This window comes from Nocardia sp. NPDC057668, assembly GCF_042799795.1.
In the GTDB taxonomy this organism is placed as follows: Bacteria; Actinomycetota; Actinomycetes; order Mycobacteriales; family Mycobacteriaceae; genus Nocardia.
The window spans coordinates 1,325,973-1,352,439 of sequence record NZ_JBHVIC010000001.1 but is presented as its reverse complement, the minus strand read 5'-3'; the positions used below and the strand labels follow the sequence as shown (position 1 = coordinate 1,352,439).

General features: G+C 67.6%; 26 protein-coding genes. 10 read left to right on the top strand and 16 right to left on the bottom strand.

What is annotated here, in order from left to right:
- Window positions 1-81 precede the first annotated feature (81 nt).
- The 4 genes from ACFVBH_RS06220 (at window position 82) to trpA (ending at window position 3,228) form a co-directional block, all read left to right on the top strand.
- Window positions 82-840, top strand: coding sequence for a hypothetical protein (locus ACFVBH_RS06220; protein ID WP_379000263.1), 759 nt, complete (start codon window positions 82-84; stop codon window positions 838-840).
- 57 nt (window positions 841-897) lie between these two features.
- Window positions 898-1,065 (top strand): tryptophan biosynthesis modulator TrpM, encoded by a 168-nt coding sequence (gene trpM / locus ACFVBH_RS06215; protein WP_379000261.1) that lies wholly within the window; start codon window positions 898-900, stop codon window positions 1,063-1,065.
- 106 nt (window positions 1,066-1,171) lie between these two features.
- Complete coding sequence (trpB, locus tag ACFVBH_RS06210; RefSeq protein ID WP_379000259.1) at window positions 1,172-2,422, top strand: tryptophan synthase subunit beta; 1,251 nt, start codon at window positions 1,172-1,174, stop codon at window positions 2,420-2,422.
- The gene (gene trpA / locus ACFVBH_RS06205; RefSeq protein ID WP_379000257.1) at window positions 2,419-3,228 is read left to right on the top strand and encodes a tryptophan synthase subunit alpha; all 810 of its coding nucleotides are present in this window, start codon (window positions 2,419-2,421) and stop codon (window positions 3,226-3,228) included. Before trpB ends, trpA begins: the two co-directional genes overlap by 4 nt.
- A gap of 255 nt (window positions 3,229-3,483) precedes the next feature.
- On the opposite strand, the gene ACFVBH_RS06200 is transcribed toward trpA, so the two are convergent.
- Window positions 3,484-4,899: a wax ester/triacylglycerol synthase family O-acyltransferase gene (locus tag ACFVBH_RS06200; protein WP_379000255.1), complete on the bottom strand. Its 1,416-nt coding sequence runs from the start codon at window positions 4,897-4,899 to the stop codon at window positions 3,484-3,486.
- The gene (locus ACFVBH_RS06195; protein WP_379000253.1) at window positions 4,896-5,351 is read right to left on the bottom strand and encodes a 4-oxalocrotonate tautomerase family protein; all 456 of its coding nucleotides are present in this window, start codon (window positions 5,349-5,351) and stop codon (window positions 4,896-4,898) included. Before ACFVBH_RS06195 ends, ACFVBH_RS06200 begins: the two co-directional genes overlap by 4 nt.
- Window positions 5,352-5,532: 181 nt before the next feature.
- On the opposite strand from ACFVBH_RS06195, the gene ACFVBH_RS06190 reads away from it, so the two are divergent.
- Entirely contained in the window at window positions 5,533-6,102 is a 570-nt protein-coding gene (locus ACFVBH_RS06190) for a TetR/AcrR family transcriptional regulator (protein ID WP_354984088.1), read from the top strand.
- 91 nt (window positions 6,103-6,193) lie between these two features.
- On the opposite strand, the gene ACFVBH_RS06185 is transcribed toward ACFVBH_RS06190, so the two are convergent.
- The 8 genes from ACFVBH_RS06185 to ACFVBH_RS06150 form a co-directional block, all read right to left on the bottom strand.
- A complete protein-coding gene (locus ACFVBH_RS06185) occupies window positions 6,194-7,030 on the bottom strand; it encodes a hypothetical protein (RefSeq protein WP_379000249.1) in 837 nt (278 codons plus the stop codon).
- A 55-nt stretch (window positions 7,031-7,085) separates the two neighbouring features.
- Window positions 7,086-7,370 carry a hypothetical protein gene (locus ACFVBH_RS06180; protein WP_354984086.1) on the bottom strand — a complete coding sequence of 95 codons (285 nt, stop codon included), beginning with the start codon at window positions 7,368-7,370 and terminating at the stop codon, window positions 7,086-7,088.
- 62 nt (window positions 7,371-7,432) lie between these two features.
- Window positions 7,433-7,660, bottom strand: coding sequence for a hypothetical protein (locus ACFVBH_RS06175; protein ID WP_379000247.1), 228 nt, complete (start codon window positions 7,658-7,660; stop codon window positions 7,433-7,435).
- Window positions 7,661-7,823: 163 nt separating this feature from the next.
- The gene (locus tag ACFVBH_RS06170; RefSeq protein WP_379000245.1) at window positions 7,824-10,457 is read right to left on the bottom strand and encodes a tetratricopeptide repeat protein; all 2,634 of its coding nucleotides are present in this window, start codon (window positions 10,455-10,457) and stop codon (window positions 7,824-7,826) included.
- Window positions 10,458-10,639: 182 nt separating this feature from the next.
- Window positions 10,640-11,266, bottom strand: a complete 627-nt coding sequence (locus ACFVBH_RS06165; RefSeq protein ID WP_379000243.1) for a hypothetical protein — start codon at window positions 11,264-11,266, stop codon at window positions 10,640-10,642.
- 103 nt (window positions 11,267-11,369) lie between these two features.
- Window positions 11,370-12,194 (bottom strand): DUF1707 domain-containing protein, encoded by an 825-nt coding sequence (locus tag ACFVBH_RS06160; RefSeq protein WP_379000241.1) that lies wholly within the window; start codon window positions 12,192-12,194, stop codon window positions 11,370-11,372.
- A 29-nt stretch (window positions 12,195-12,223) separates the two neighbouring features.
- The gene (locus tag ACFVBH_RS06155; protein WP_379000239.1) at window positions 12,224-13,069 is read right to left on the bottom strand and encodes a hypothetical protein; all 846 of its coding nucleotides are present in this window, start codon (window positions 13,067-13,069) and stop codon (window positions 12,224-12,226) included.
- On the bottom strand, window positions 13,053-13,187 hold the full coding sequence (locus ACFVBH_RS06150) for a hypothetical protein (protein WP_379000237.1): 135 nt from the start codon (window positions 13,185-13,187) through the stop codon (window positions 13,053-13,055). Before ACFVBH_RS06150 ends, ACFVBH_RS06155 begins: the two co-directional genes overlap by 17 nt.
- A gap of 290 nt (window positions 13,188-13,477) precedes the next feature.
- On the opposite strand from ACFVBH_RS06150, the gene ACFVBH_RS06145 reads away from it, so the two are divergent.
- Window positions 13,478-14,935 carry a hypothetical protein gene (locus ACFVBH_RS06145; RefSeq protein ID WP_379000235.1) on the top strand — a complete coding sequence of 486 codons (1,458 nt, stop codon included), beginning with the start codon at window positions 13,478-13,480 and terminating at the stop codon, window positions 14,933-14,935.
- A gap of 8 nt (window positions 14,936-14,943) precedes the next feature.
- On the opposite strand, the gene ACFVBH_RS06140 is transcribed toward ACFVBH_RS06145, so the two are convergent.
- Window positions 14,944-16,338, bottom strand: a complete 1,395-nt coding sequence (locus ACFVBH_RS06140; RefSeq protein ID WP_379000233.1) for a DUF6777 domain-containing protein — start codon at window positions 16,336-16,338, stop codon at window positions 14,944-14,946.
- A gap of 52 nt (window positions 16,339-16,390) precedes the next feature.
- The gene (locus ACFVBH_RS06135; RefSeq protein WP_379000231.1) at window positions 16,391-17,071 is read right to left on the bottom strand and encodes an NPCBM/NEW2 domain-containing protein; all 681 of its coding nucleotides are present in this window, start codon (window positions 17,069-17,071) and stop codon (window positions 16,391-16,393) included.
- A gap of 221 nt (window positions 17,072-17,292) precedes the next feature.
- Here ACFVBH_RS06135 and ACFVBH_RS06130 point away from each other — a divergent pair, with 221 nt between their 5' ends.
- From ACFVBH_RS06130 to ACFVBH_RS06120, 3 genes are read left to right on the top strand one after another with little or no spacing between them, the layout of a single operon-like run.
- Window positions 17,293-18,102, top strand: coding sequence for a DUF4333 domain-containing protein (locus ACFVBH_RS06130; RefSeq protein ID WP_379000229.1), 810 nt, complete (start codon window positions 17,293-17,295; stop codon window positions 18,100-18,102).
- A gap of 46 nt (window positions 18,103-18,148) precedes the next feature.
- Window positions 18,149-18,868: a cysteine hydrolase family protein gene (locus ACFVBH_RS06125; RefSeq protein ID WP_379000227.1), complete on the top strand. Its 720-nt coding sequence runs from the start codon at window positions 18,149-18,151 to the stop codon at window positions 18,866-18,868.
- 54 nt (window positions 18,869-18,922) lie between these two features.
- On the top strand, window positions 18,923-19,132 hold the full coding sequence (locus ACFVBH_RS06120; RefSeq protein ID WP_354984075.1) for a TOBE domain-containing protein: 210 nt from the start codon (window positions 18,923-18,925) through the stop codon (window positions 19,130-19,132).
- Between the two features lie 3 nt (window positions 19,133-19,135).
- Here ACFVBH_RS06120 and ACFVBH_RS06115 read toward each other — a convergent pair whose 3' ends face one another.
- Window positions 19,136-19,495 (bottom strand): gamma-glutamylcyclotransferase family protein, encoded by a 360-nt coding sequence (locus ACFVBH_RS06115; RefSeq protein ID WP_354984074.1) that lies wholly within the window; start codon window positions 19,493-19,495, stop codon window positions 19,136-19,138.
- Between the two features lie 46 nt (window positions 19,496-19,541).
- Window positions 19,542-23,786: a molybdopterin-dependent oxidoreductase gene (locus tag ACFVBH_RS06110; protein WP_379000225.1), complete on the bottom strand. Its 4,245-nt coding sequence runs from the start codon at window positions 23,784-23,786 to the stop codon at window positions 19,542-19,544.
- A 316-nt stretch (window positions 23,787-24,102) separates the two neighbouring features.
- Here ACFVBH_RS06110 and ACFVBH_RS06105 point away from each other — a divergent pair, with 316 nt between their 5' ends.
- Window positions 24,103-25,266, top strand: coding sequence for a molybdopterin-binding protein (locus ACFVBH_RS06105; protein ID WP_379000223.1), 1,164 nt, complete (start codon window positions 24,103-24,105; stop codon window positions 25,264-25,266).
- Window positions 25,267-25,308: 42 nt separating this feature from the next.
- Here the strand turns inward: ACFVBH_RS06105 and ACFVBH_RS06100 are convergent, their stop codons facing one another.
- Window positions 25,309-26,007, bottom strand: coding sequence for a TetR/AcrR family transcriptional regulator (locus ACFVBH_RS06100; protein ID WP_379000221.1), 699 nt, complete (start codon window positions 26,005-26,007; stop codon window positions 25,309-25,311).
- Window positions 26,004-26,321 carry a hypothetical protein gene (locus ACFVBH_RS06095; protein WP_354984070.1) on the bottom strand — a complete coding sequence of 106 codons (318 nt, stop codon included), beginning with the start codon at window positions 26,319-26,321 and terminating at the stop codon, window positions 26,004-26,006. The genes ACFVBH_RS06100 and ACFVBH_RS06095 overlap by 4 nt, the downstream gene beginning before the upstream one ends.
- Window positions 26,322-26,467: the final 146 nt, after the last annotated feature.

Here is a 26,467-nt window from a genome sequence, read left to right as displayed (position 1 = left end):
TATCCGTTCTGCCCTGGTAACGGCAGTGCACGAAGTGAGGTTTCGCGATGCCGACGGCGTTCGGCGGAGCCGAGACCGGAGATGAGAATCATGCTTGATCTGGCTTCCAGGTTGACCGGCCTGCCGGAAATCCGCGGCCACGCGGCGTGGCCCGACCACGAATACGTCAAGGGCTGGGGTGTCTTCGGGCTCCCGTTCGACAGCGGTCACGTCCTGGCCCTGCGCGTCTTCCCCGAGAACGATTTCGGTCCGTACAAAACCGTGTGGCACCGCGACCCCGAGGGGCGCTGGTCGATCTTCGTCGACGGCGACCGGCTCGAGACGGCGTGCCCGCGCTATTACGGAAGTGCCTGTGTCTATACGGGGTTCGCTTCGATTCGGCTGGAATGGACCGGTCCGGCAACCCTGCGGATCACGGTCGATGAACCCGCGCTGGAGTGGACGCTGACCGCCCACGACACCTCGGCGTTGCGTGCGCTCAACGCGGTCGGTGGGCGGTTGCCGCTGGGCACCTGGCGCGTACCCGCCCTCGTGCGGGCCAGAGAGCGAATCGCCGCCGCGCTGGGCATGGGGCAATTACGGATGGCGGGCACCATGCCCAGCGGGCACACCGGGATTCTCATGCCCGAGCGCATGTACCTGATCACCGAGTCGACGGCCACGCTCGACGGGCTGGACTTCGGAAGCCCGGCTCGCCTGGACGTGAACCCGGTCATCGGCGAGATAGCCCTGCCCGCCCGGGGCGTGCTCGCCATCGGCCAGGCGATGTGGGAAGCCCTCGACCCGCTGAACGACGGCTCGCGTACGGGAGATAGCGCGCGCGACAGCGAACCTCGATAACCCGGCGGCGATCCGGGTGACGATCGCCGTGAACAGCGGGCTGCTACCCTCGGCATCGTGCCCATCGCCGCTCGTCTCGCCCCCGGTTGCCGCCCGCGCGGCTGCCGCGCGCCGGCGCGCCGGGTGCACGGGCGACGGGTGCGCTGGGTGATCGGCTCCGAGCCGGGCCAGGTCAATGGGATGCGATGGCTGTGCGCGCCACGCGTCGTGCGAGATAACCGCTAGGCATCCGGCCGTGTACGGCCGGGTTCTGTGCCGCGCGTGTGCGCGTTTGCCGGCCTGACCCAGCCATCGCACCGGAACACGCGTGTTCCGGCTCAGGAGCGACCACATGACCAGCCAATTCTTCATCCCTGCCCCGGAAAGGCAGAATCCCGGCGCCGCAGGATATTTCGGTGACTACGGCGGAAAATTCATACCGGAGGCGCTCGTCGCCGCCGTCGAGGACGTCGCCGTCGAATACGACCGGGCCCTCGGCGACCCGGGGTTCGCCGCCGAGTTGTCGGAACTGCTCGCCCACTACGCGGGGCGGCCGACGTCCCTGACCGAGGCGCGGCGCTTCGCCGAACATGCCGGGGGCGCAACGATTTTCCTCAAACGGGAGGACCTGAACCACACCGGATCACACAAGATCAACAACGTGCTCGGGCAGGCACTGCTCACCAAACGGATGGGCAAGACTCGAGTCATCGCCGAGACCGGTGCGGGCTCGCACGGGGTGGCGACCGCGACAGCGTGCGCGCTGTTCGGCCTCGAATGCGTCGTGTACATGGGCGAAGTCGACATGCGGCGGCAGGCTCTCAACGTCGCTCGCATGACGATGCTGGGAGCCCGGGTCGTCCCGGTGACGTCCGGATCGCGCACGCTGAAGGACGCGATCAACGAGACGTTCCGGGACTGGGTCGCGAACGCCGACGACACCCATTACATTTTCGGGACGGTCGCCGGGCCGCATCCGTTCCCGGCGATGATTCGCGATTTCCAGCGCGTCATCGGCGTGGAGGCGCGCGGGCAGCTGCTCGAACGGACCGGGCGGCTGCCGGACGCCGCGGTGGCGTGCGTCGGGGGTGGATCTAACGCCATCGGGCTGTTCCACGCCTTTCTCGACGATCCGTCGGTGCGGCTGATCGGGTGTGAAGCCGCCGGGCACGGTATCGAGAGCGGGCGGCACGCGGCGACGCTGACGGCCGGTGAGCCCGGCATTCTGCACGGTTCGCGGTCCTACGTGCTGCAGGACGACGAGGGTCAGATCACCGAGGCGCACTCGATCTCGGCCGGACTGGACTATCCGGGAATAGGACCCGAACACGCGTTCCTGCACGACAGCGGGCGCGGCGAGTACCGCCCGATCACCGACGACGCCGCGATGCGGGCACTGCGGTTGCTGTCGGCGACCGAGGGCATCATCCCGGCGATCGAGAGCGCGCACGCGCTGGCGGGCGCCCTGGACCTCGGCCGCGAGCTGGGGCCGGACGGCCTGATCCTGATCAGCCTGTCCGGACGCGGCGACAAGGACATGGATACCGCGATCGACTATTTCGGCCTGAACGCCGGGGCGACCGTATCGGAGGAGAACCGGTGAGCGGGAACATCACGCTGCTCGAAAACACCCTGGCCGCTGCGAAACGAGAGGGTCGCGCGGCGTTGATCGCCTACCTGCCCGCCGGGTTCCCGACCGTCGAGGGCGGCATCGCCGCGATGCGCGCGGTCCTCGACGCCGGTGCCGACATTCTCGAAGTCGGCCTACCGCACAGTGATCCGGTGCTGGACGGCCCGGTCATCCAGACCGCCGCGGATATCGCGCTGCGCTCCGGTACGCGGATCCGGGACGTGCTGCGCACCGTGCGCGAGGTCCATCGGGCCAGCGGCAAACCCGTTCTGGTGATGACGTACTGGAATCCCGTGTCGCGCTACGGGATAGAGCGCTTCGCCACCGAACTCGCCGACGCGGGCGGGGCGGGCTGCATCCTGCCCGATCTGCCCGTCCAGGAGTCCGCCCGCTGGCGTGAACAGGCGGCCGCGCACGGCCTCGCCACCGTGTTCGTTGCCGCGCCGAGCACAACGAACGAGCGGCTGCGTGAAATAACCTCCGCCTGTTCGGGATTCGTCTACGCCGCAGCCCTGATGGGCGTGACCGGCACGCGGGAGTCGCCCGGGAGCTCGGCGGACACCCTGGTCCACCGTCTTCGCGCCACCACCGGCCTCCCGATCTGCGTGGGCATCGGCATCTCGACCCCCGCCCAGGCCACCGCGGTGGCGAGCTATGCCGACGGAGTCATCGTCGGTTCGGCGCTCGTCGCGGCGATACTCGACGCGTCCGATGCCGACATCGGCCCGGAAGCGGCGCGAACGCTGACGACCTCGCTCGCGGGCGCGCTGCGAGCCTGATCGTCGATCGTTCCCGCCGGCCGGAGATCAGCCGACCTCCGGCCGGCGGGGACATGCGCGGTTCCGCCCGATGGGTGGGGCCGCCTCGGGACCGAGGTCTCGGATCGCGCCGAGCAGATCCGCGCCCAGCAGGAACGCCACCTCGACTTCCACACGCGGGCACAGGTGGTCCGCGGGTGCGGACCGGGCGATCGACAGCCCCCCGGCCACGCCCTCGCGCGGGACCCGCTGCGGAACAGGGCGAACCGTCCGCGGCTATCGCGTGGACGCCTCCAGCTCCAGCAGCGCTTCACCGCAGTACCGTGCCAGGCGCTGGATATGGGGGAGGTTTGTCGCGCAGGCGGTTACGCACAGGTTCAGGTTGCCCGCGTAGGACATCAGGGTGATGTTCAGGGCCTGACCGTCCAGGGGAATCGAGACCGCGTGCCATTCCTCCAGGGTCATGCCGTTGTAGTGCAGGGCATCGGGCGGTCCGGCGAGGTTGGAGACGATGACGTTGAACATGGGGGCTACCCGGCTTCCGATCCCGAGTACCAGCCCGGCGCCGAACGGCGCCATCAGCAGTGCGGTGTAGGCCATCACGGCCGCGCCGGACATGGTGGCCATATGCTCCTTTGCCCGGACGGTCGAGGCGATGATCGCCGCACAGCGCTCGCGGGCATCGGCGACATCGGTGGCGAGGGTTACCAGCGCCATCGTCGTCGCGTTGCCCTCCGCGTCGTCACTGTCCCTGGGGCGGAACGACATCGGCATCCCGGCGACCAGTGCGGCGTCGGGCAGCTCGTCGATCTCGATCAGGTAGCGCCGGAGTCCGCCCGCGCAGATTGCCAGGATGATGTCGTTCACCGTTCCGCCGCAGCGGGCCGCCAGCGCACTGATCCGGGCGAGTTCGACAGTGTGCGTGGCGATTCGGCGCTCCGCGGTGATCGGGCCGTTCAGGATCGAGCGGGGTGCGGTGAACGGCTCGACGAGTGCGTCGGCGGTCGCGGGCAGGCCCGGGAGGCTCCGCCGCGCCAGCGTGTCGACCATGCCGCCGTACATGCGGCCGATCGCGCGCAGCCCGGAAAGCTGAGCTCCCAGGGCGGTGAGGATATCGGAACCGGTTGCGGCGGTGGAGGTCCGATCGCCGGTCGGTCGCCGTCGCTCTGGTTCGCGGTACGCCCAGATCGCGGGGCGGCCGCGTTCGTGCGGGTCGCCCGACATCACCTTGCGCGCCAATCGGACGGTGGCGATCCCGTCGAGAAGGGCGTGATGCCCCTTCACATAGAGCCCGACCCGCCCGTCGCCCAGACCCTCGATGACATGCAGTTGCCAGAGTGGATGCGCGCGATCCATGCGGACGCCGTGCAGCCGCGAGACCAGCATGCCCAGCTCGCGCGCGCCCCCGGGTGCGGGCAGCACATGGCGCCGGACGTGGTAGTCGAGATCGGGCGAGTCGACCCGAGCCCAGCGCGGGACGATTCGCCCGAGTGCGCTGCTGTCGACCCGGCGGTCGAAGGGTGTTGTCGCGGTGGTGTGGGTTCTGAGCTCCTCGACCAGGTCCGACACGAACTCGGGTCCGGCGTCCGGCGGCAGCCGGAAGATGTCCAGGTGCGCGATGTTCATCAGATTGGTGTCGGATTCGCCCCACAGGAAGGCGATGTCCAGGGGGTTCAGCGCGGTGGTCGTCATTCGGCGGCGCCGGTCCGTTCCCGCTCGGCGGCCGAGGCGCTCTTCAACGCCTGATAGGTGACCGGCTGGCCCGCCACACCCCAACTGCCTTCGGGCACTTCACGAATGAGGGTCCAGACGTGCATGGCGTGGACGCTGTGCGGATCGAGTCCGGCGGCCGTGAGGACGGCGGTGTGGACGTCGCCGATCAAACCGGCCTTCCGGCGCTCGGACAATGCGCCCGCGGGGACGGTGATGTCGATCCGGAAGCGCGGGGCGCCGCCCGGGCGACCGCCCACCGCGAGCCGCTCCGCGCCGATCTCGTGCAGGTACACCCAGGTGACTTCGCGGAAGAACTCGGTATCGGGAGCGCCCTCCCAGCGCAGCAGGATCGTCGCGAGTTCGTCCAGCAGTGGCTGGGTTTTCGACGGTGCGATCGAACCCTCGACCACGGTCATATCGATTATCGGCATGGTGTGCTCCCCACTGACTATACTGATTGGTATAGCTAGTGAGGCTAGGTCCGCGTGGTTTTGCCTGTCAATAGAGCAGGTTGCCTGAGTTGTAACGCTGAACTACGCGAGATCCATCCGCTAGTTCTATATCGGACGGTATAGACTAATATCGATCGAAGATCGATCATGGGAGGTGCGGGTGGCGCAGCGTGGTGAGTCCAGGGACCGGATGCTGACCGGTGCGACCCTGCTGTTCCGGGAGCGAGGCGTCGCCGGCACCGCGCTCGCCGACATCATGGAACGCACCGGCGCGCCGCGCGGCTCGGTCTATCACCACTTCCCCGGTGGCAAAGCGCAATTGGCGGAAGAGGCCACCGACCTCGCGGGCCGGACGATGGGCCGGATGATCAGCGCACTTCTGGCGGCCGAAGGCCCGGCCGGGGCCGTGACGGCCTTCGTGAAGTACTTTCGTGACCAGCTGCTCGAGACCGATTTCACCGCCGGCTGCCCGGTGGCCGCCGGCGGAATGTCGGGCCCCGACACCCCGGGCGCGCGCGAACGGGCCGGTGAGGCCTTCACCGAATGGGAGTCGACCCTCACCTCCGCGCTGTGGCAACACGGCCTCGAACGCGCGACCGCCGAGGAGTTGGCGACCACCGCGGTCGCGGCGATCGAAGGCGCCCTGATCATGGCCCGCGCCCAGCGCAGCACCCGCCCGCTCGACCGCATCGAGACCTTCATGCTCCGCCAGATCGCCGCCGAGAGCTGAGAGCCCCGCCGGTCGTGGGCTGCCACGGGCAACGATCGGCGCCGGCGCCGAGAACTGACCGTCCTCGGTGCCGACGCCGATCAGGCTTCGGTCAGAAGCGTTCTATCTCATAGATTTTCGTGCCCTTCGAGTCGAGCACCGCGGCGTGGTTCGTATCGGAGAACTCGACGCGGTACTCGGCGCGATTGTCGCTCTGTGTCACGATCATCGTGTACCTGCCCTGAGTGTCGGGCCGGCTCGAGATGGTGCAGGTCATCGGGCCGCCGATGTCGAGCGGCCTGCCGTTGTTGTAGTAGAACCCGTCGCATTGGCCGCTGTTCGACGTGTACGTCTTGGTGCCGGTGCCATCGGAGGCTGTCCAGGTTCCCACGATTGTTTGCGAGTCCACCGAGGGATTCCCCGGTCCGGGGTCGGCGGTGGTCGTTTGTGCGGCACTGAGCAATTGATCGACCGCTGCGCCCAGCAGGCCCAGCAGCGCGACAACGATCAGAAACGCCGCCAGGGGGTGACGTTTGGCCTGCTGGACTACCTTGTTCGAGATCTTGATCGAACCGTCGCCGGTCTGCCAAATCCCTTGGACGCCATAGTTATCACCTCCGGACGGCGGCGGGACAGCCGGTTGTTCCGGGGTGGCCGTTATCCGCTGCAGATCGGCGGCGAAGCGACCGTCGCGTGTGATCGCGGCGTAGAGCGCGCGTTCGGCTTCCGCCCGCGTCGCGTGCGACACGCCCCCGTTCGTCGCACGCGCCTCCGCCAGCAGCCGCTGGATCGCAACGTCACCACCGAGCTTCGACGCGACCGCATCGCGCACGCGCGTCACCGCGAGATCCAGGGCGTCGTCGGCGAGCCCGTTGATCTGCTGGCCTGCCCGGTTGGCCCTGCCCACCGCCCATGCGATCAGCATCATGACGACGACTTCCACGGTCATGCACTGCTCCCTTCTCGTACGGAGTGCCGGCCGAGTTCCTCGGGGCTCCGGTGTGTCAACTCCAGGTCCTGGAGTCCCAGTCGACCGCTTCGTCGATCGACTCGCTGCTGTTGCGCTTGGCCTTGCCGCCGGTTTCGCTGCTGAATCCGAAAGTGCCGCAGAAGGAGTCGACCTCCTTGCGCACCCCGATGGTGTTGGACGTGCTGAGCGTCTCCAGGTCGTGGTCGGACAGCAGGTCGTCGAGGGTGTCGTTCTGTTCCTCGTAGCTCATCGCGGCGAATTCGGAGCACGTCACGTCCTTGGGGTCCTTGCCGCACCCGGCGCCCGCCAGGATTGCCAAGGCGCAGATCGCGATCGGGAGAACCGATCGGAGCGCCGCCGGCCCGGTGCCGATGCGGGCGATCAATGCCCGAGTCCCGCGAACAGAAGGATGCCGCCGAGGATGGGAAGTGCGTAGAACCAATCGGTCATGAAGTAGGACTTGCGCGAAAACGCGATGAATGCGCTGTATCCGATGGCAGCTATCCCCAGTAGCACCGCGATAACGGCGCCGGAACCGTAGAAATTGAATCCGGCGATACACACCATGACTCCGAATACTGCGACGAACAACGCGTTGACGAATCGCATTGCTTTCCTCTCTGGATCGAGTCGCGGACCATAGCTGCCTGTGCTGCTATGGATTCCGCGGGTACGCACTCCATGCAACCGTGCGATCGCAGAGGTGGAAAGGTGGTTATGGTGTGTCCGGACAACGCCGGACGCCACCAAGAACGGACAAATTCGGCAACGGTCAGAAGTCGGTATCCGTCGGGTCGGCGTCCATTCGATGCCGAATGGCCTCGACCGTTTCCCTTGTCCGCCGAGTATCGGGATGCTGCGGTCCGAGTACCTGTTCGCGATCGCGCAGCACCGCCGTGAGTTGGCGATGCGCGGCCGCGATCTCCCCGAGGTCGTGGCGAATCAAACCGTCCGAGTATCGAATAGCGAGCGTCGTCGGATGAGTGTCGCCGAACACGCGGCATCCGGCTGCCAGCACGACCGCGGACAGTTCCGCGGCCTCATCGGCGGATCCGTTGTTGCGCAGCAGATCTACGAGTGCGTGCCCGCCGACGACGGTGCGCGGATGGTCGAGCCCGCGGACGCGGTGATTGGTCACCCACACCGACCGCATCTCGGCCTCGGCCTCGTCGATGCGGTCGAGTTCGCCCAGGGTCTCGGCGCGGTACTGCCGCGTGGTGAGCACGGCCGGATGCTCGCCGCCCAGTACTTCGCTGCGCAGCGTGATGATGTCGGCGTACATGTCCGCGGCCGCGGCGAAGTTCTCGCGTACCCGTTCGAGATCGGCCAGTCCATGGCGGGCGGTGAGTGTGTCGGGGTTGCGCTCCCCGAACAGCTGGCTGCGCGCGGCGTAGGTGGATCGCGCCAGCTCGGCCGCTTCGTCGAGCTTGCGGGACTGGCGCAGGGTCCGGGCGAGGTAGTGCCGGGTGGTCAGGGTGTCGTGGTGCTCGGGGCCCAGCGTGCTGTGGCGTGCCGCGGCGACGTCCCGGTACAGCTGTTCGGCCTCGGCGTATCTGCCCTGGTCGTAGTACAGGCGCGCCAGGTTGTGTTCTATTTCCAAACGGGCCGCGTCGTTTTCGTCGATGCGCCCCGCGCAGCCCTTCAGCGCGATCGCGAACGCCGTCTCGGCCTGGGCCTGCTGCCCGGCCGCACGCTGATAGGCCGCCGCACGACCGGCGAGGGTGATCACGGACCGGGTTGCCGACGTCTCGGCCTGCTGCAGTTCGAGCAGTCCGATCAACGCCGTGCAGTGCCCGGCAAGTCGTCGCCATCGGCCCCAGGACAACGGGTTCTCCACGTCGGCGCCGCGTACCGCCGCGTCGATCAGCTGGGTGATGACCGATAGGTACTCGTCGAGCCGGCGGTCGGCGCGCGCGCCCATCCGCGCGATGTCGCGGGCGAGCGGATGCAGATCCAGCATTTCGGGCTGGTCGCGGTCGGCCGCGGATTTGGTGACCAGTCCCAGGCTTTCGAGCGCGTACACGGTCCGCCACAGCGAGCGGGTGGTCAGCGCCGGGAAGAGGGTGGATTTCGCCAGGGTGTCGGTGCGGAGCAATTCGGTGCACGGGATGGCGACGCTGCCGAGGCAGGCGAGCAGTTGCAGGAGCGCGCGGGCATGCACCAGCCCGCGACCGGCGAGCAGGTCGAGCGAGAAGTGGCAGCTCTGCGAGATCGACGCCTCATCGCCCCGGGCCGGTCGGCCGTTCTCGTCGGCGGTGAACAGTTCGGTCGATCCGCCGTGCGCGAGCGATTCCAGGTAGCCGCGATAGGTGCGCGGTTCCGCGTCGTCGCCGAGTTGTGCCGGCATGGCGCGGGATTCGAGCAGGAAGCGTCCGGCGAGCATCAGCGCCATCGGGTGGCCGCCGAGTCGGTCGGACAGGTCTCCGGCGTCCTCGGCCGACCCGGCATCGGGGCCGGCCAGTTCGGTGAGGACCAGGCTTCCGGAGTCGCGGTGCAGGCCGTCGAGGCGGTGCAGCCCGAGCCAGGTGGGCGGGGCGACGCCCCAGGTCACGGGATCGCCGTCGCGGGTGGTGACGATGATCGTTCCGGTGGCGGGCCCGATCGGTCGCAACCAGCCCGTCCCGTCGGTCAGCCCGCGCCGGGGAATCGCGAGCGATTCCTGTGGGTCGTCAGCGTTGTCGAGGACCAGCAGCCAGCGCTGGGACAGCTCCGACAGCCGGTCCCACACGGTGTCGGTCAGACTGCAGCGCAGGAGTCTGTCCGCGGAGATACCTATCCGGGCTGCCAGCGCGTACATGCCGGCGCTCGTGCTCGCCGAGTCGGTCGCCGTCAACCAGAACACCGAGATATCCTGCGCCAGCGCGATATCCGCGACAGCGAGGGCGACCGAACTCTTTCCGCTGCCGCCCAGTCCGTACAGTACCTGCACGCGCGGGCCGGGCGCGCCTTCGACGACGCGCGCCAGTCGGGCAACCAGCTCGTCGCGGCCGCGCAGGGTGGGCTGTGCCCGGGATCGCTCCACCGGCGCCCTGGTCGAGACCGCGTGCACCGCGGCGGGATACGCGGCGGCGAGTGGGCTCGGGAATTCTTCGCGGCCGCTCGAGCGGCGTACGCGGCGCAGGGCCTCCAACCAGATCTCTATCTCTTCGGCTCGGTCGATGCCGAGGGCTCTCAGGATCCGGCTCATCAGGTCGGGTGGTTTGAGCGCGGGCAGGTGCTGTCCGGCGAAATATCCGCCCAGCGTGCTCGTCGGGACCCCGGCCTCCTTGGCCACGTCGCGGACACTGAGATTGCACTGTGCCCTGGCCAGTCGTAGTTCGAAGGCGAAGTCCTGGCGGGTGACGATGCTGTGCGGATCCGGCCGATCCCGCTCGAAGTGTTCCGGGTGCACGCGGTTGCGGGACATGGGAACTCCAAAACATACAAACTTGTGCTGATTGAAATAGCTATCGAAATATCGGATATTGTTCCGGACCCTACGCGATGTCATCGAATCACGTTGTGTAATTGCGTCATTGCGCCCGCAGCTCGCCTGTTGGTGCCCGGTGTGAGCAATTAGAAGACTGACCGGTTCAATAGGAAGTTCCGTTATCTCCTGAAGGGCAGCAGCATGCCCGCCCGGGTTCCGGAACTGACGTCGGCTGCGGCGAATCGCACGAAGTCCTCGATCTTCTCGCCCGCCTCGATTCCCCGCAGTCTCCGCTCCTCGGCGTTGCCGGCCTGATGGATCAGGTCGATATGCTCGACGACCTCGGTCGCGATCGTGCGCAATCGGGGGTCGTCGGTCAGAATATGAAGTCGGGAAAGAACTTCGAAAACGGCGGCTCGGCAGGAGTGGGCGGCATCCACGGCGATTCTCGCCTCCACGCTGTCCGGCGCCAGCGATTGCCGATGCCAGCGGGTCAATTCACTCAGCCGATAGTGAATCGCCGCGCCGGTGAATCGGCTGTAGACGTCGAGCCGTTCCTGGTGGACGCGTTCGGTCAGCCGCCGCGCGGCCGCGCGGTCGGTTATCGAGCGTTGCATGTGGAAGGTCAGGATCGATCCGAGCAGGGTGGCCGACACGGTGATTACCGATGTCCACAGGGCGATCATGATCCGGGCCCCTCGGGTGTTCTCATCAGGGTTGTTCGCCCTCCTTCCAGGCGGCCATCTGCGGGAGTGGTTCGATCGACCCCTCGACGTCGAACGAAACCCGCTGTCCGGCTTGCTCATCGAGATCCACACCTCCATGAGACAGGCTCGATACGCCGGGTGGGCAGCACTCGAGCGGGGTCCGGACATCACCGGACACCGCGGTACGGGTGCCCGGGCGGCGTCAGCTCGTCGTCACGCGCAGATCTCCGAAGACCGCGTAGGCGTCTCCACCCGGCCGCAGGTTCGTGACCTCCAGCTTCAGTCGCAGCGCCTGCTCGATGCCGAGGTTGATCGGGACGGTGTCGCCGAGCGCGATCGCCTGCTCGAAGACGGGCACGTTGTCCACCAGGATTCTGAGCTTCATCGTCAGTCCCGAGGGCGTCGCGTCGTTGCGGATGCCCAGCGTGCCGTCGAGGCGGAGGAATCTGCGGCCGAGGTCGTATTCGGTGAACGCGATGTCCTTGCCGTCCGGGGCGATCATGACCGAGCGGGTCAGGACCAGGTTGGACACCGCCGCCGTGCCTTCGTCGTATCGGTGGTAGTCGCCGCCGCTCAGTCGCTCCAGATCCTGCACGTAGGAGTCCGTGTTCAGCGCCGAATTGATCGGTGTGGAGGTGGGTGGCGACGTGGTGGTGCCCGAGGGCGGCGTGGTGCTTCGGGACGTGGTCGCGGGCACGGACGTCTTCTCCGGGGTCGCCACCGTCGTGGAAATCGTTGCCGCCGCGTTCGGTTCGTGCTTCGCCGTCCGCGAGACCGCGAATCCGATGCTTCCCGCGACGAGCACGACGCCGGTGACCGCGAGCGCGATCAGGGCTGTTCGCTTGTTCTTGGTGGCGCCCGCGAGTGCCGGAAGATCGGCGAAGACCGCGTCCAATTCCGGCTGCGTCAACGCCGTGGTGATGAGTTGATACCGCTCGTCGTATTCCGCGAGGTCGATGCGACCGGCCGAATGATGCTGCGACAGCGTGTCATAGGCGCGCTGGCGCTCGTAGGAGCCGATGCGCACCGGAGGCTTCTCGTTCCCGCCGTTCCCCCTCATGCGCGTGCCCGCATGATCCGGAAGTCGCCCAGCACGCATTCTCCGTAGCCGGGGCCGAGGAAGGTGAAGACCACGCGCAGACGGAGCGCGTTCGGCACCGGGATGTCCACCGGGACGGTGTTTCCCAGAGATAGATCGTTTGTCTGCACGGGCTTGCCGTCGATCGAGAGCTCGGCTCGGCAGGTGAAGGTCGTCCGGCTCGCGTCGTGGACACCGGCTGTCGCGACGATCTTCGTCGCGGAGCGCCCGAGATCGTATTCGAAAGTGCACGGCCCCGATTCGTCGGCGCCGATGTCGCCGTCGCGCCCCGCCGAGAGCGAATGGTAGTTCGTCCGGCCGCTGAGGTGCATCGGGTCGGTGTCGGAATGGAAGTAGAAGGAGTCGCATTCGTCCGAGACCGGGTCGTTCTCCACGACGTACTCGGACGGGCCGTCGGCGGCCTTCTTCGCCGCGGGGTTCTGCGCCGTCGAGAACTCCGCCTTCGTCAGGACCACGCCCCGGCTCTCACCGCAGCTGTCGGACTTCTCCGAATAACTACGCACCGACAGCGTATTCACGCCGGTGACCTCGAGGATCACCTCCGCGGGCACGCCGAGCCGGGGCGTGACCACCGCGGCGCGGGCCTTGTCGAGGAAGAATTCGACCTGAACCTGGGTATCGGTTGCGCTCCGATCACCGGCGGCGATCTTCGCGGACAAGGTCGAAGAACCGGCCGGTACCCGGTAGTCGTAGACGGCTTCGTCGTAATTACCGCACGGGCCGACGTAGATCGCGCTGCCGACGGTGACGCCGTCGACCGTCGCCGCGTCGATGTCGGGGGATCTGTCACTCGTCGGCTTCATTCCCGAAAGCGCCACCGTCCGAGGGGATATCGTGGTGGTCGTTGCCGCACTCGTCGCCGAGGGACGTGTCGTCGTGCTCGAAGGTGTCGCCCCGCTCGTCGGTGAATCGTCTGCACATCCGGTCGTGAGACCTGCGAAGAGAACAGCCGCTGCCAGTGCCGGCAGCAGGGTCGGGTATCGCACAGTGATCGAACTCCTCGGTCGAACTCCAGCCAAATGCAATTCATCAGACATGCGAGGCGGTACGACACGCCCGATCCGCGACGGGTCCGGACAAAGCCGGACGGTTCGGCGGGCGTCGAGCCGGTTACCGTGGCGACGGGATGAACGGAGCCGGTGGCAATCCGAGTGGACAGGGGAGTCCGCACGCGCCCACGTCCACCCCGTGTCCATCGATCGGAGGGCCACATGACCGAGCTGTACCGCGGACTCGACCCGGAGCTGTGCCGGGGCCTGGACCGAGAGGTTGCCGAGGTGCTCGCCGCCTGGGCCGAGCTACATCGGCGGCACTATGTGCTCGATCGCTGGCTGGTCAACGGACGCAGCCGGCAGGCGGTCGCCGTGGTCAGCGAGACGGACACGCGGGATGCGCGAAACCCCCGGACGACCATGCTCGTGCTGAAAGTTCTTTCCAGCCCGAGTGATTCGGTGCAGACCATCGAGTATGCGCGCCATCACCAGGCCGAATCGGAGCGGCCGGACTTCGCGCGTCGGCACCTGAGTACGTTCGTCCACGATGCCGTGCCGGTTTCGGCGCGGCAGTGGATCACCTTCCAGCGGATCGCCGCGAACAACCTGGAGAACACCGAGGTCCTGACCGTCCTGCTGCGGCGCATGCTGCATCCGGAAGAGCTGGTGGACACGCCGAAACATCGCGAGATCGTGTGCCGCCCGGAGACATTCGTCGACGCCTGCCGCTCGATCGTGGCGGGAGTGCTCGGGGACTGGGCCGGAGCGCCGTTCATCCCGCCGGCCGCGGGGTGGGACCTGAAGATGTTCTTCGGCTGGCATCTGTTCGATCAACTGGAACCCGGTGGGCGCCTGGCCGGATGGGCGAGCGACCACGACACCGAACTGATCCGCGTCGAGGGGGAGCCCGGCCCGCTGCCGAACCCGTTCTCGGTGGCGCGGGGCCGCGTGCTCGCCGATGCCCGGATTCGGCCGGTGGTGGGACGCAGTCACGGTGATCTGCACACCGACAACGCGCTGGTGCGCGTCCGGCCGCGGGTCGATACCGATGACTGGTTCCTCATCGATACCGCGCTCTACGACAGCGTCGGCCCCTTGACCAGGGATCCGGTTCATCTGCTGCTGTACGTCATCGCGCGATCCATGGGGGATATCGCCCCGTCGCAACAGGGAGCTCTGATCGATTTGCTGCTCGACCCGATCGACGGACCCGGGCACCTGGTGCCCACCTGGCTGGCCGACCTCGTTCGCGGTGTCAACGCCGAAAGCGGTGCGTGGGTGGAGCGGTCCGGGCTGGCGCACCTGTGGCGTGAACAGACGTATCTGTCGCTGGCGGCGTGCGCGATGCTGTTCCTGGGCCGGACTTCGACGCGAGATCAGGACAAGTCGTGGTTCCTGCGTCTCGCGGCTCGGGCCGTCGCCCGGTTCGCTGCGGAGCGTGGTGTGTCCGTCGAGGGGGCCATCGGCGATTCTTCTCCCCAGGTGGTCCAGGCTGCGAACGCCGCGAAACCGGCTGTGCCGCAGTCTGATCCAGAAGTCGAATCCGAACCTTCGGCGCGCGAGAAGAAGCCGCGCCGACAGGCGCGCGGAGCCGAGCAGCCCAAGTACGCCGTCAAGATACGCGAGAGCCGGGGTGGCCAGATCGGTGACGGTAACCACCAGATCAACAAGTTCTAGGGAATCCGCTACCGCGGCATGATCGTCACCGTGAACGGCGGGGTCGTGACGGTGATGGGTGCGCACGAGCCGTCGAATCTGAACTTCGTGCGATCGCCCCAGGGGATCGCCATCACCGGGCCCTCGCAGCGATAGGCGGAAGATACCGGTTCTCCCGAGCCTCGCACGGTCATCCGGCACTCCAGGCTCACCGAGGCACCGAGGCGGTTCGGCAGCGTGCAATCGGTAGCGGTGGACACGTAGGGCTCGTTCTCTTCGTGATGGAAGACGAATTCTGTCGCGGTCTGGGTCATGGTGCCGGTGATGCTGTACACGTCGCTCACATCCGAGTCCGAGTTCATCACCCACACTCCGGACAGGTCCAGCGGCCCCGCCGGTGCGGCCCGAGTCGTCGCCGGTGGCGTCGACGGGGCGACGGTCGTCGGCGCGGCCGGTTTCGGTGTGGTCGTCGCGGCTCCGGGCGTGGGCCACTCGGGATGGTCCGCGTCGCCTGCGCCCGTCGTACCCACCGGCCGGTCGAACGGATTGCCGGTTCCCGTGTCGATCAGGGTGATCACCGTCAGGGATATCCCCGGTGAGATCGCCCCGACGAGTTTGGGATCGAACCCGCTCCACGGCGGGTTGGTGAATGTAGGCGAATGCGGTAGTGCCGCCGCAAGAGTCAGCGGCGACCCACTGAGGCTGCGGAACCTCGGCACCCCGTGTGAGTCCACGAGCACCGCGGTGCCCGCCTGCAGGATCGACTGACGTCCCGCGGCGCGGCCGTCCACCAGGGTGTAGTTGGTCACCCGCAGATCGATGCGCAGCAGCACGGGCGTCAGTTCGCGCAGATAGGCCACGAGGCCCGGCCCGTCGATCTGCTTACCCCGTGACCAGGTGAAGGTGCCGTCGCTGCCGAAAGCCTGTGCGGCACTGCTCGCTTCGGCGGGGTGGGCGGCGTAGAACGCGATCAGCTCGTCGCGGTCGGTCAGTGGTTGATCGCGTGGCGCACTGTATAGGCCGGCCAGGTCACCCGAATAGGGTTTCGCGGCGGCGGATCCGCCGGCGCTCTGCTGCTCGAAGACCGGCTGCGGACCGTCGGGGCGGTAGACCCGGGGCGGCACGGGCATGAACGGATTGGCGCCCTGCTGGGTGTTCGGCTCGAGGAAAACCTCCGGGGGCCCGAGCGATTCGTTCTTGGCGGAGAAGACGACCGCGGCGGTCACGGTGCCCGACGTCACGGCCAGCGCCAGGATGACCGCGAGGACCAGCCCCAGCCGGGTGAGGTGAAGTCCTTTGTCCTCCCCGCGGTAGTACAGGTTGAACTGAACACCGGAATCGCCGATCTGCAGGCCATCGGCGCGCTCGACATCCGCCGAGTAGGTCGACGGGGCGAATTCGTGCCGGTCGGGATCTTTGTTCACCTGTACGCCCGATTATCGTCGACGCGGATTCGAATCATGGTGTGCCGGTGCTTCATCGCGGGGGACTCGGGACCGACCCGCACAGCACCCCGGGACGTCCCCACGCGTTGCTCGCTTCTGTCATGCGCCGGGTGTCCATCAGGGTCAGCTGGTTGACCCCGGTGATATCCACCCGTATTTCGGTCGCCGGATCGTTCGGGCCGAGTTCGACGGAGCGTAATTCCCGGCCGTCCCCGATCACGACGAACCGCCCGGTGCCGCCGCCCGCGGATGTGGTGTTCTTGCCGACCCAGGCGCGAAACTCGGTGCATTTACTACTGATCGCCCAGATTGCCCTGTTGTTCGGGTCGGTCGCGCTGGATTGATAACTGCCGACGATGCCCGCGGGGTAGGAATTCGCACCGATCTGCACAGGATCGATGGGCGTGAAGCCGTTGTTCCAGATGATGGACTTCAAGGTGGTCAGGTCGTACCAGATCGGCGGGGCGGCCGAGGTTGTCGTCTCGCCGGAAGGGCCGGGCGCGCCGTCCGCGGCGGTCGTCGTCGCGAGCGAATTCGCTTGCGGTGGTCCTTCTTTGCTCTGCGCCGAAGAGTCGAGACCGCGGTTGAGCCACCACAGGCCGAGCACGCCCACCACCATCAGCGACAGTGCCGCGGCCACGCTCAGCCCGTAAACGTTGACCTGGGTGTTGCCTTCCCCGATCACCGGTCCCTTGGCATCTCGCAGACGCACCCGGTAGTTCCGATCATCTTTCGCAGACCCGGGTGGGTCGGGTTTTCTGCTCACTGCGCCGCCACTCTGCTCCCGATAGACATGGATTGGATCGGTACCGGATTATGGACCGCCCGCGAGGGGCGTGGGAACGAATCAGCGCCTGCCCGACCGATATTCGAGTACGGGTTTGTCCGACCGTGTACGAACCTCGCGGAGACGCCTCTCGTAGCATGTCCGAAATGCGTAGGTGGGTGGTGGTGCTCTCGGCACTGCTCGTGTCGGGGTGCGGGTTGTTCGGGCCCGACGAGCTCAGCGGCGGGGACGTAGCCGAGGAGGTCGGGCAATTCTTTCGGTCGGCCTCCGGAGACGATGCGAAGAGCCTGAAGTGCGATGCCGTCGACGCCGAGGTCGGCGCGAAGACGAAGTGCACCGCCATCGATAGATACGACGAGAAGTGGGGGATGACCGCCGTCGTGAAAACCGTTGACGGCACCCGGATCATGTTCGGCACCACATTCGACGACGAGCTCGCGGACAACGTCGAGGTGCAGAAGTCCCTGGCGTCGGCTCTGAAGAAAAAGACCGGGCGTGAAGTGGGAAACGTGCAGTGCGCGGGTATTCAGAAGCTCGAGCCCTATGCCGAGCGCACCTGTACGGTCATCGAATCCAACGGTGCGCGCTGGGAGGTCGATGCCAACCTCTCCAGCCTCAGCGGCGTCGTGTCGGTCACGTTCAAAGACACGCTGCTGTACGCGCAGTCGGTCGAGAACGTCGTAGCGAGCCTGGCCCACAACCTCTCTCGGCACTACGGCTTCGCCTCGATGACCGACCTGAGAAGCTTCATGGCGAGCAAGGGCAGCTGCCCGAACATGTTGCGCGGCAACCCCGGCGACACCATCCACTGTCAAGCCATCCTCGCGGACAACAGCACCACCGACGTCACGGTCCGCGCCACCAAGTCCGAGGAGGGCAGGATCTACTTCGAGCTCTTCCCCGACAACGCCCCGGATCTCAGCATGAGCGGCTGGCAGTTGGCCGACCCGAGCTGACCCGAATACGCTGTCGGTCAGACCGCAACTTGTCTGAGGAGTCAGCATGAGCGCCCAGCCGCACGGCACTACCGGCGATCCGTACCTCACCCCGCACGCGTCGTCGTCGGCGCTGGTGCTCATCGATGTGCAACGGGACTTCTATGACGATGACGCCCCGGCCCGGATCGAGGGCACCGCGGCCGCGCTGCCCGCGATGACCGAACTCGTGAATCTGTTTCGCCGCCACGGCCGGCCGATCGTGCACGTCGTGCGGCTGTACCGCCGTGACGGCTCGAACGTCGACGTGGTGCGCCGCCACGCGGTCGAGTCGGGAGCCGAGATCGCCGCGCCGGGATCGGAGGGTTCGCAGATCGCGCCGGAACTGTTGCCGGGGCCGGTGGAGTTGGATCCCGAGCGGCTGTTGGCGGGGCAGTTCCAGGCTGTCGGGCCGGGCGAACACGTGATGTACAAATCGCGGTGGGGCGCGTTCTATGACACGGGTCTGGAAGAATATCTGCGCGCGGGTGGGATCGACACCGTCGTGTTCGCGGGCTGCAACTTCCCCAACTGCCCGCGAACCTCGATCTACGAGGCGTCCGAGCGAGACTTCCGAATTGTGCTCGTGTCCGATGCGATCTCCGGGCTCTATCCACGCGGCGCCGACGAGTGCCGCGCGATCGGGGTGCGGCTTCGCACGGTTGCCGAGACCGCGGCCTGGATCGAAGCGGGGGACCTCGGCTCGATCGATCACGATCCCGCGGTGTCATCGCTGCTCAGGGCCTGAATTCGGTTCGGGTCGGAGCCGTGGGATCAGCACGGCCCGGCGTAGGGTCGGGCCATGCGACTGAGCACTCGAAACCAACTCGATGGAACCGTCATCGCGGTCACCCGCGGCGAGGCCATGGCTGTCATCCGCGTCCGGCTCACCGGCGGTGACGAGGTGACGTCCTCGATCACCCGTGCCGCCGCCGACGATCTCGAACTTGCCGAGGGGTCGGTGGTCAAGGTGCTGATCAAGTCCACTGAAGTCACCCTCGGCGTCGAGTAGCCGCTACAAACCGAGTCCGGCCGCGGCGGTTGCCAGGATGTATACCCAGGCCTGCCGGCCGGACCGCAGCGGCAGCAGTACCCGGGTGTAGTCGGAGACCTCGTAGACGTCCGCGGCGGCGAGATCCGCCTCCGAGATCGTGAATACCGTGCCCGCGACACCGGGTGAATCGGGCGCGGGCACGAGGATCGGATGCACATCGCTGCCGCTGGTCGCGATCACCAGGGGGTCGGTGATGACGAGTTGCCCCAGCTCGTAGCCGACGATCTCATCGGGTCGCCCCTCGAGTTCGCGTCCGAAGACCTCGTGCTGAACCTGTGGCCGGCGCAGGGTTCCGTAGGAGAACAACAGGATTTCGGTCATGGGTGCCACTCATACACGGGGACGGCGGCGCGATCGATCACGGGGCTCAGTAGACATCACGGACGTACCGCTTGTCGCTCGCGAGCTTCTTCACGTAGGCGTCGGCGTCGTCCGCGTCCATGTTCCCGTGGTGGGCGACGATCTCGCGGAGCGCGAGGTCGACGTCCTTGGCCATGCGCGAGGCATCTCCGCACACGTAGAAGTGCGCGCCGGCGTTCAGCCATTTCCACAGTTGCGCACCACGTTCGCGCATGCGGTCCTGGACATAGACCTTGGCCCGCTGATCACGGGAGAACGCGACGTCGAGGCGGCTCAGCACGCCCTGCTTCTGGAGTTGCTCGAGTTCCTCGCCGTAGTAGAAGTCGGTGGCGCGGTGCTGTTCGCCGAAGAACAGCCAGTTGGGCGCCTGATCGCCGCGCGCCCGGCGATGTTCGAGGAAGCCGACGAAGGGAGCGACGCCGGTTCCCGGGCCGACCATGATCGCGGCGACGTCGGGGTCGTCGGGCGGGCGGAAGTGCGGTGCGCGCTGGACATGCAGGGCCAGCGGCTGATTCTGCTCGGCGTCGGCGAGATAGCTCGAGCAGAGCCCGCCGCGCGGTCGGCCGGTGGGACCGGGATAGCGGATGACCGAGACGGTGGTGCGGACGATCGCCGGGTTCGTCAACGGGCTCGAGGAGATCGAATACAGCCGGGGCTGAATGCGTTTGAGCATGTCGACCCAGCGTTGCGGGTCCGCCGGGAGCGGATGGCCGGCGGCGATGTCGACCGGCTGCCGGCCCCACAGCCATTTGGCGAGCTCGCCCTTGTTGTCTTGGCGCAGCAGGGATTTGAGGTAGGGGTCCGCGGTGTGCTCGGCCACGTGTTTGAGCAGTTCGGGGCTGATCTTGGTCAGGTCCAGGTGCTCCTCGAGCGCGAGGGCGAAGGGCAGCGTGCCGACTTTGGGCACATCGACGACGGCGGCGGGGTCGAGTCCGGTGGTGGCCAGGAACTCCCAGACCAGCCCCAGATCGTTGAACGGCCGGACGCCGAGGGCGTCACCGACATCGTAGGTCAGGTCGGTGCCGGTGAGGTCGAAGCTGAACTGCCGCACCTCCTTCTGCGCGCCGGGCAGGCTCAGCAGCCGATTGCCGATCAGGTGACCGAGCGGCTTGTCCGGTGCGGTGCGGGTCGCGGTGATCGTGGGCGCGGCCTGCGTCCGGGTAGCCGCGGTGGCCGCCGGTCCGGGAGTCGGCTCGCCGGCAGCTGTCGTTGCCGCCGAGGATGATTCGGTATCCGGGTTCGCCGGAACCTCGAGTGCGGGTACGAGTTGTTCGAGCCACGCGGCCGCGGTGTCGTCGAAATCGGGTTCGCAGTCGACCCGGGAGATGAGCCGTTCGGCCCCGAGTTCGGCGAGGCGTGCGTCGAGGCGCCTACCGTGCCCGCAGAACGCGTCGTAGTTCGAGTCGCCGAACGCCAGCACCGCGAATCGCGTTCCGGTGAGCGCGGATTCGGGAAGCTCGGCCAGCGACCGGAAGAAGCCCGCGCCGTTGTCGGGTGCGTCACCGTCGCCGAAGGTGCTGCTCACGACAAGGAGGTCGGCGTCGCGGGGGAGGTCGGCGGCGGAGACGGTGTCCATGGCGTGCACGACGGGGGCCAGACCCCGGGCGGTCAGCGTGGTGACGAGCGCACCGGTCGCGAAGTCTTCCGCGTTACCGGTCTGGGATGCCCACAGGATCACCAGCGGGCGTGCGGGGGAGGGCGTCTCGGAAGCGGAAAGCGGCACGCTCGCCCCGGCTGCCACGGTGGGCCGAACGTCCGGCACCGCGCGGGCATGCGGGGTGAACAAGCCGGCCAGCATGCCATCGACCCACGCGGAAACAGTGGGACGCAGCGGATTCGACACGGGCACCGCGGGAATCACATCGGGCTCCCCGCGCTGCACGCCCGACAGGAACCCGGCCAGGTACGCGGACTCGACTTCGCTGAGCGCGGGGGCCGTGAGTTCGCCGATGCCGAGCGCGGCCGCGGCCATCGATACCCGATCGCCCGTCCGCGCGGTGATCACGGGGTCCGGAGTGGGTACGGTGGCATCGGGTTCCGGCTCGGCGACGGGCTCGAGCCGAACGGGCGCGGCGACCTTGGTCAAGGTCACCGCGCAGACCTTGAATTCGGGCTGGAAGGAGATCGGATCCACCGCGTCGTTGGTGACCGCGTTCACGGTCAGGTACTCACCGAACAGGTCGTTCCAGTGGAACGGCGCGAACGTGGTTCCGATCCGGACTCGGTCGGTGACCACGGCGGGCAACACGGCGCGGCCGCGGCGCGAAGCGACTTCGAGCCAATCGCCCTCGACGACAGCGAGTGTCGCCGCATCGTCCGGATGGACCTCGATGAACGGCCCCGGATTGAGCCTGTTGAGTTTGGCGACCTTGCCGGTCTTGGTGAGCGTGTGCCACTGATGCTGGACCCGGCCGGTGTTCAGGACGAACGGATAGTTGTCGTCCGGAAGCTCGGCGGCGGGCAGGTGGGGCCGTGCGAAGAACGCCGCGCGCCCGGACGCGGTGGGGAACCACAGCCGGGGCGCCGTGTCGTCCTCGCGCATCTGCCGCTGCTGGCTGATCCCGTCGTTGCGGTAGCGAATCGGGTTGCGGGCCGGTCCATCCGGGGCGATCGGCCACTGCAGCGGACCTTCGCGCAGGCGGTCGTAGCTCGCCCCGCGCAGGTCGTGCCCGGTCTTGGGATTCCAGGTCCGCTTGATCTCGTCGAAGATCTCTTCCGCGTTGCGGTAGGTGAAGTTGTCGGCGTAGCCCATGGCGCACGCGATGCGGGCGATGAGCTGCCAGTCCGGAATCGCCTCGCCCGGTGCGGGTATCGACTGCTGAATCAGGGTGAGGTTGCGCTCGGAGTTGATCATCACTCCTTCGCCCTCGACCCACAGGGTGGCGGGCAGGATGACGTCGGCGTAGGCGTTGGTCTCGGTCTCGGCGAACACATCCTGGGCGATGACCAGCTCGGCGGTTTCCAGCCCGGCCAGCACCGTGCTGCGATTGGCCACCGTGGCAACGGGATTGGTGCAGATGATCCAGCAGGCCTTGATTTCTCCGGCGGCCATCCGGGTGAACATGTCGATGGTGCCGGTGCCGACCTCGGTGCGCAGCGTGCCCGCGGGCAGTTCCCAGAGGTTCTCGATGAACTCGCGGTCCGCGTCGACCAGCACCGAGCGCTGGCCGGGCAGGCCCGGTCCCATGTAGCCCATCTCGCGCCCGCCCATGGCGTTGGGCTGGCCGGTGAGGGAGAAGGGGCCGCTGCCGGTGCGGCAGATGGCGCCGGTCGCCAGGTGCAGATTGACCAGTGCGTTGGTATTCCAGGTGCCGTGCGTGGATTGGTTCAGGCCCATCGTCCAGCAGCTCATCCACTCACCCGCTCCACCGATCAGCGCGGCGGCGCGGCGGATGTCGTCGGCCGGGATGCCGGTGATCTCGGCGACCGTCTCGGGCGGGTACTCGGCGGCGAACTCCGCCATCCCCTCCCAGCCCTCGGTGAACTCGGCGATGAAATCCGGATCGGTGTGCCCGTTCTCGACGAGCAGGTGCAGCAGGCCGTTCAACAGCGCCAGGTCGGTACCCGGCTTGATCTGCAGGAACAGATCGGCCTTGTCGCCGGTGGCGTTGCGGCGCGGGTCCACCACGATCAGTGTCGCACCGGCCTTGACGCGATCCATCATGCGCAGGAACAGGATCGGGTGGCAGTCGGCCATGTTCGCGCCGATGACGAGGAACACGTCCGCGTGGTCGAAGTCGTCGTAGGACCCCGGTGGGCCGTCCGCGCCGAGCGAGAGCTTGTAGCCGGTGCCGGCGCTGGCCATGCACAGCCGGGAGTTGGATTCGATCTGGTTGGTGCCGATGAAGCCCTTGGCGAGCTTGTTGGCCAGGTACTGCGCCTCGAGAGTCATCTGCCCGGAGACGTAGAACGAGACGGCGTCGGGGCCGTGCTCGTCGATCAGCGCGCGCAGCCGCCGGGCGGTGTCGGCGATGGCGGTGTCGGTGGCGATCGGTTCGGGCGCCGCGCCGCGTTCGGCGCGGACCAGAGCGGTGGTCAGTCGTCCGTCCGCGGCCATCATGTCCGCGTGGCTGCCGCCCTTGGTGCACAGGCGGCCACCGTTGGCGGGATGGGCTTTGTCACCGGCTACTTTGCGGATGCGCTGTCCTTCGGGTCCGTCGTGAAGTTCGAGCACGATCCCGCATCCCACGCCGCAGTACGAGCACACCGTGCGTGTGGTGCCCGTTCCGGTCTCGGAATCGGCTGCCGTCACCTGTTGTTCCTCCCCACTCACACCGCCCTGACCGTGGATCCCGATGCCAACGGTAGGAAGCGGTTGTTAACGGGGCGTCACATCCACGGTTACGTTCACTTCTCAGGTCGGTCCGGCCGGTTGTGCGTTCTCCGCGTCCGCACAACGGTCCGCTCATACGGGTGAGAATCGCGCAACCGATAGGCAACTACGGAGAAAGAGGCATGAAATCACCGCAAATGAGGATTGTTGACGATTGCCCGATATCTGAGAGGACCGATGCGTGCGCGCCGTACAAGACAGCTCGAAGCGAACGGCGAGCCGAGTAGATGTACCGGTGGACGAGATCGATGCCATGTTGTTGTCGGAGCTGACTCCGATCGGTGAGCGATACGCCGCCCTGTCCATGGCGCTGGGTGCGACCCTGGCCGGACCGCTGTGGGCGACGGCGGCGCTGCCCGCCGCCGACAGCGCGGCCATGGACGGGTTCGCTGTCAGCGGACCCGGGCCGCAATGGCGCGTGCTCATCGGAACCTGCACCGCGGGAAGACGTTCGGGGATCACGCTGTCCGACGGAGACGCGGTTCGGATCGCGACCGGCGCGGTGACCCCGCCCGGAACCACCGCCGTGATCCGCCAGGAATTCCTTCGCCCCCTGCACAGTGGCGGGCAGCGGGCAGTGGCACTGGTCGCGGATGCGCCCCGCCGAAACGACCTGCGCCGCTGCGGCGAATCCTGGTTCGACGGTGACGAACTCGTCGCCGCCGGAACGCGGGTGGGGGTGAGCACCGTATCGGTGGCGCAGAGCGCGGAAACCCCGATCGCGATGGTTCGCGGCCCGCTGCGCGCCGATGTCCTGCTCACCGGCGACGAGATCCGCGCGAGCGGTGAACTCGAACCGGGACAGGTCCGCGACTCGATCGGCACCGTGCTGCCGCACTATCTCGGCCACTGCGACATCGGCGTCCGGCAGCTGACCCGCCTGCCCGACGACCGCACCCTGTTGCGCACCTGGTTCGACCTCGACACCGACGCCGAACTCGCGATCACCGTCGGCGCGACGGGGCACGGGGGCGCGGATCACCTGCGCGGCGTACTCGAGGAGATCGGCGCGCACATCCTCATCGACGGTGTGCGGATGCGCCCGGGCGGTTCACAATTGGTGGCCCGGCTGCCGGACGGCCGGATCCTGCTCGCGCTGCCGGGCAACCCGCTCGCGGCGGTCGTGGCCACCCTGGTGACCGGACGATCACTGGTTCGAGCGCTGACCTGCCGTCGTGACTCGAACGCCTCGTGGGGCCGGATCGCGGACGCCGGCGCCCCGGACAACGACCGGACCAGGGTTGTGCCTGCCCGTCAGGTGGAGGGCGGTGTCTGGCGTGCCACCCGGTCCGGCGGCACCGCACACCTGGCCGGGCTGCTCCGGGCGCAGGCGCTCGCGCTGCTGCCCGCGGGGACCGGTCGTGGGGCATTGGTCGAATTGCTTTCCCTGCCACACTGATTCACGCTCGGCCGTTCCGATTCCGGGATGCACCCGCTCGCGTCAGTTGCCGAGCAGCGCGGAGAGACCGCCGCGCAGGAACGTCACCTGATCGTCCAGGAGGTCGGTGAGTTCGGCGACCGTGAGGGGCTTGGCGGTCGCCGGACCGTCGGCGTGGGCCAGGGCCTGCAGGAATGTCGTCAGGGCGACCGCCCAGCGGTGTTCCAAGCGGGCGGGGTCGGTCGTGGGGAAGGTGCGGCGGACCTGGGCCAGCAGGTATCCGCGCAGATCCTCCTCGGAGGCTTCCAGTGCGGGGTGGGCCTGGACCGAGAGCTGGGAGACGATCTTGATCCAGCGCATGCCGCGGGTCCGGTGGTTGTGCAGGAGTTCCCGGTACGGGTCGGTCACCGCGTGTACCAGCTCGGCCGGGGTGGGCTTGGAGGTGCGGGCGGCCAGGGCATCGACGTTCGCTCGGATGCGGTCGCGCACAGGCGCTCCCAGGTCGAGCAGGACCGCCGTCAGCAAATCGGTCTTCGTGCCGAAGTGGTAGTTCACCGAGGCCGCGCCCAGGCCCGCGGCGGCGTTGACCGCGCGCACCGACACCGCGTCCACGCCCTGGGCGGCGAAGAGCCGTTCGGCGGTCTTCAGCAGGCGGGTGCGGGTCGTGGTCCCCTGGCGATTGGCGGGCGCGGACATGGGACCGAGCTTGGCACAGTGCCGGTCGCGCTCGTACGGCCGGTTCCGGTGCGCGGCGTCGATCATTGGGACGTCCAGCGGCAGTGGGCGCGCACGGCCCGGCCGGATTCGTCGAGCCAGCCCGAAGCGCGCGCGTAACCGAGCATGCCGGTGAATCGCTGCCGCCAGTCGGGGTCGGCGGTGAGCAGGGATCCGAGTTCGGCTTCCAGGCGCTCGATGTCGAGCCAGGCGTGCGCGCCATCGAATTCCGCCCAGCCGACCAGGGCGGCGCGCAGGAGGTTGTCGTCCCGCGTGCCGGTGACCACCACGGACAGGGCGGTGAAGTCGGCGGGTTCGGCGAGGCGCACGCTCCGGCGGCTCGGGTCGACGTCGAGGTGCATATCGGGGCTCCTGGGATCGGGAACGAATTGGATCAGTCGATCCACTGTAGATCGGAGATCGGCACCCGAGTCAACCGTGAAATCGGTATTCGTAGCGTATTTTCGGCGCGGTACCGCTCAGTGAGACCATCATTTTTGGATCACTT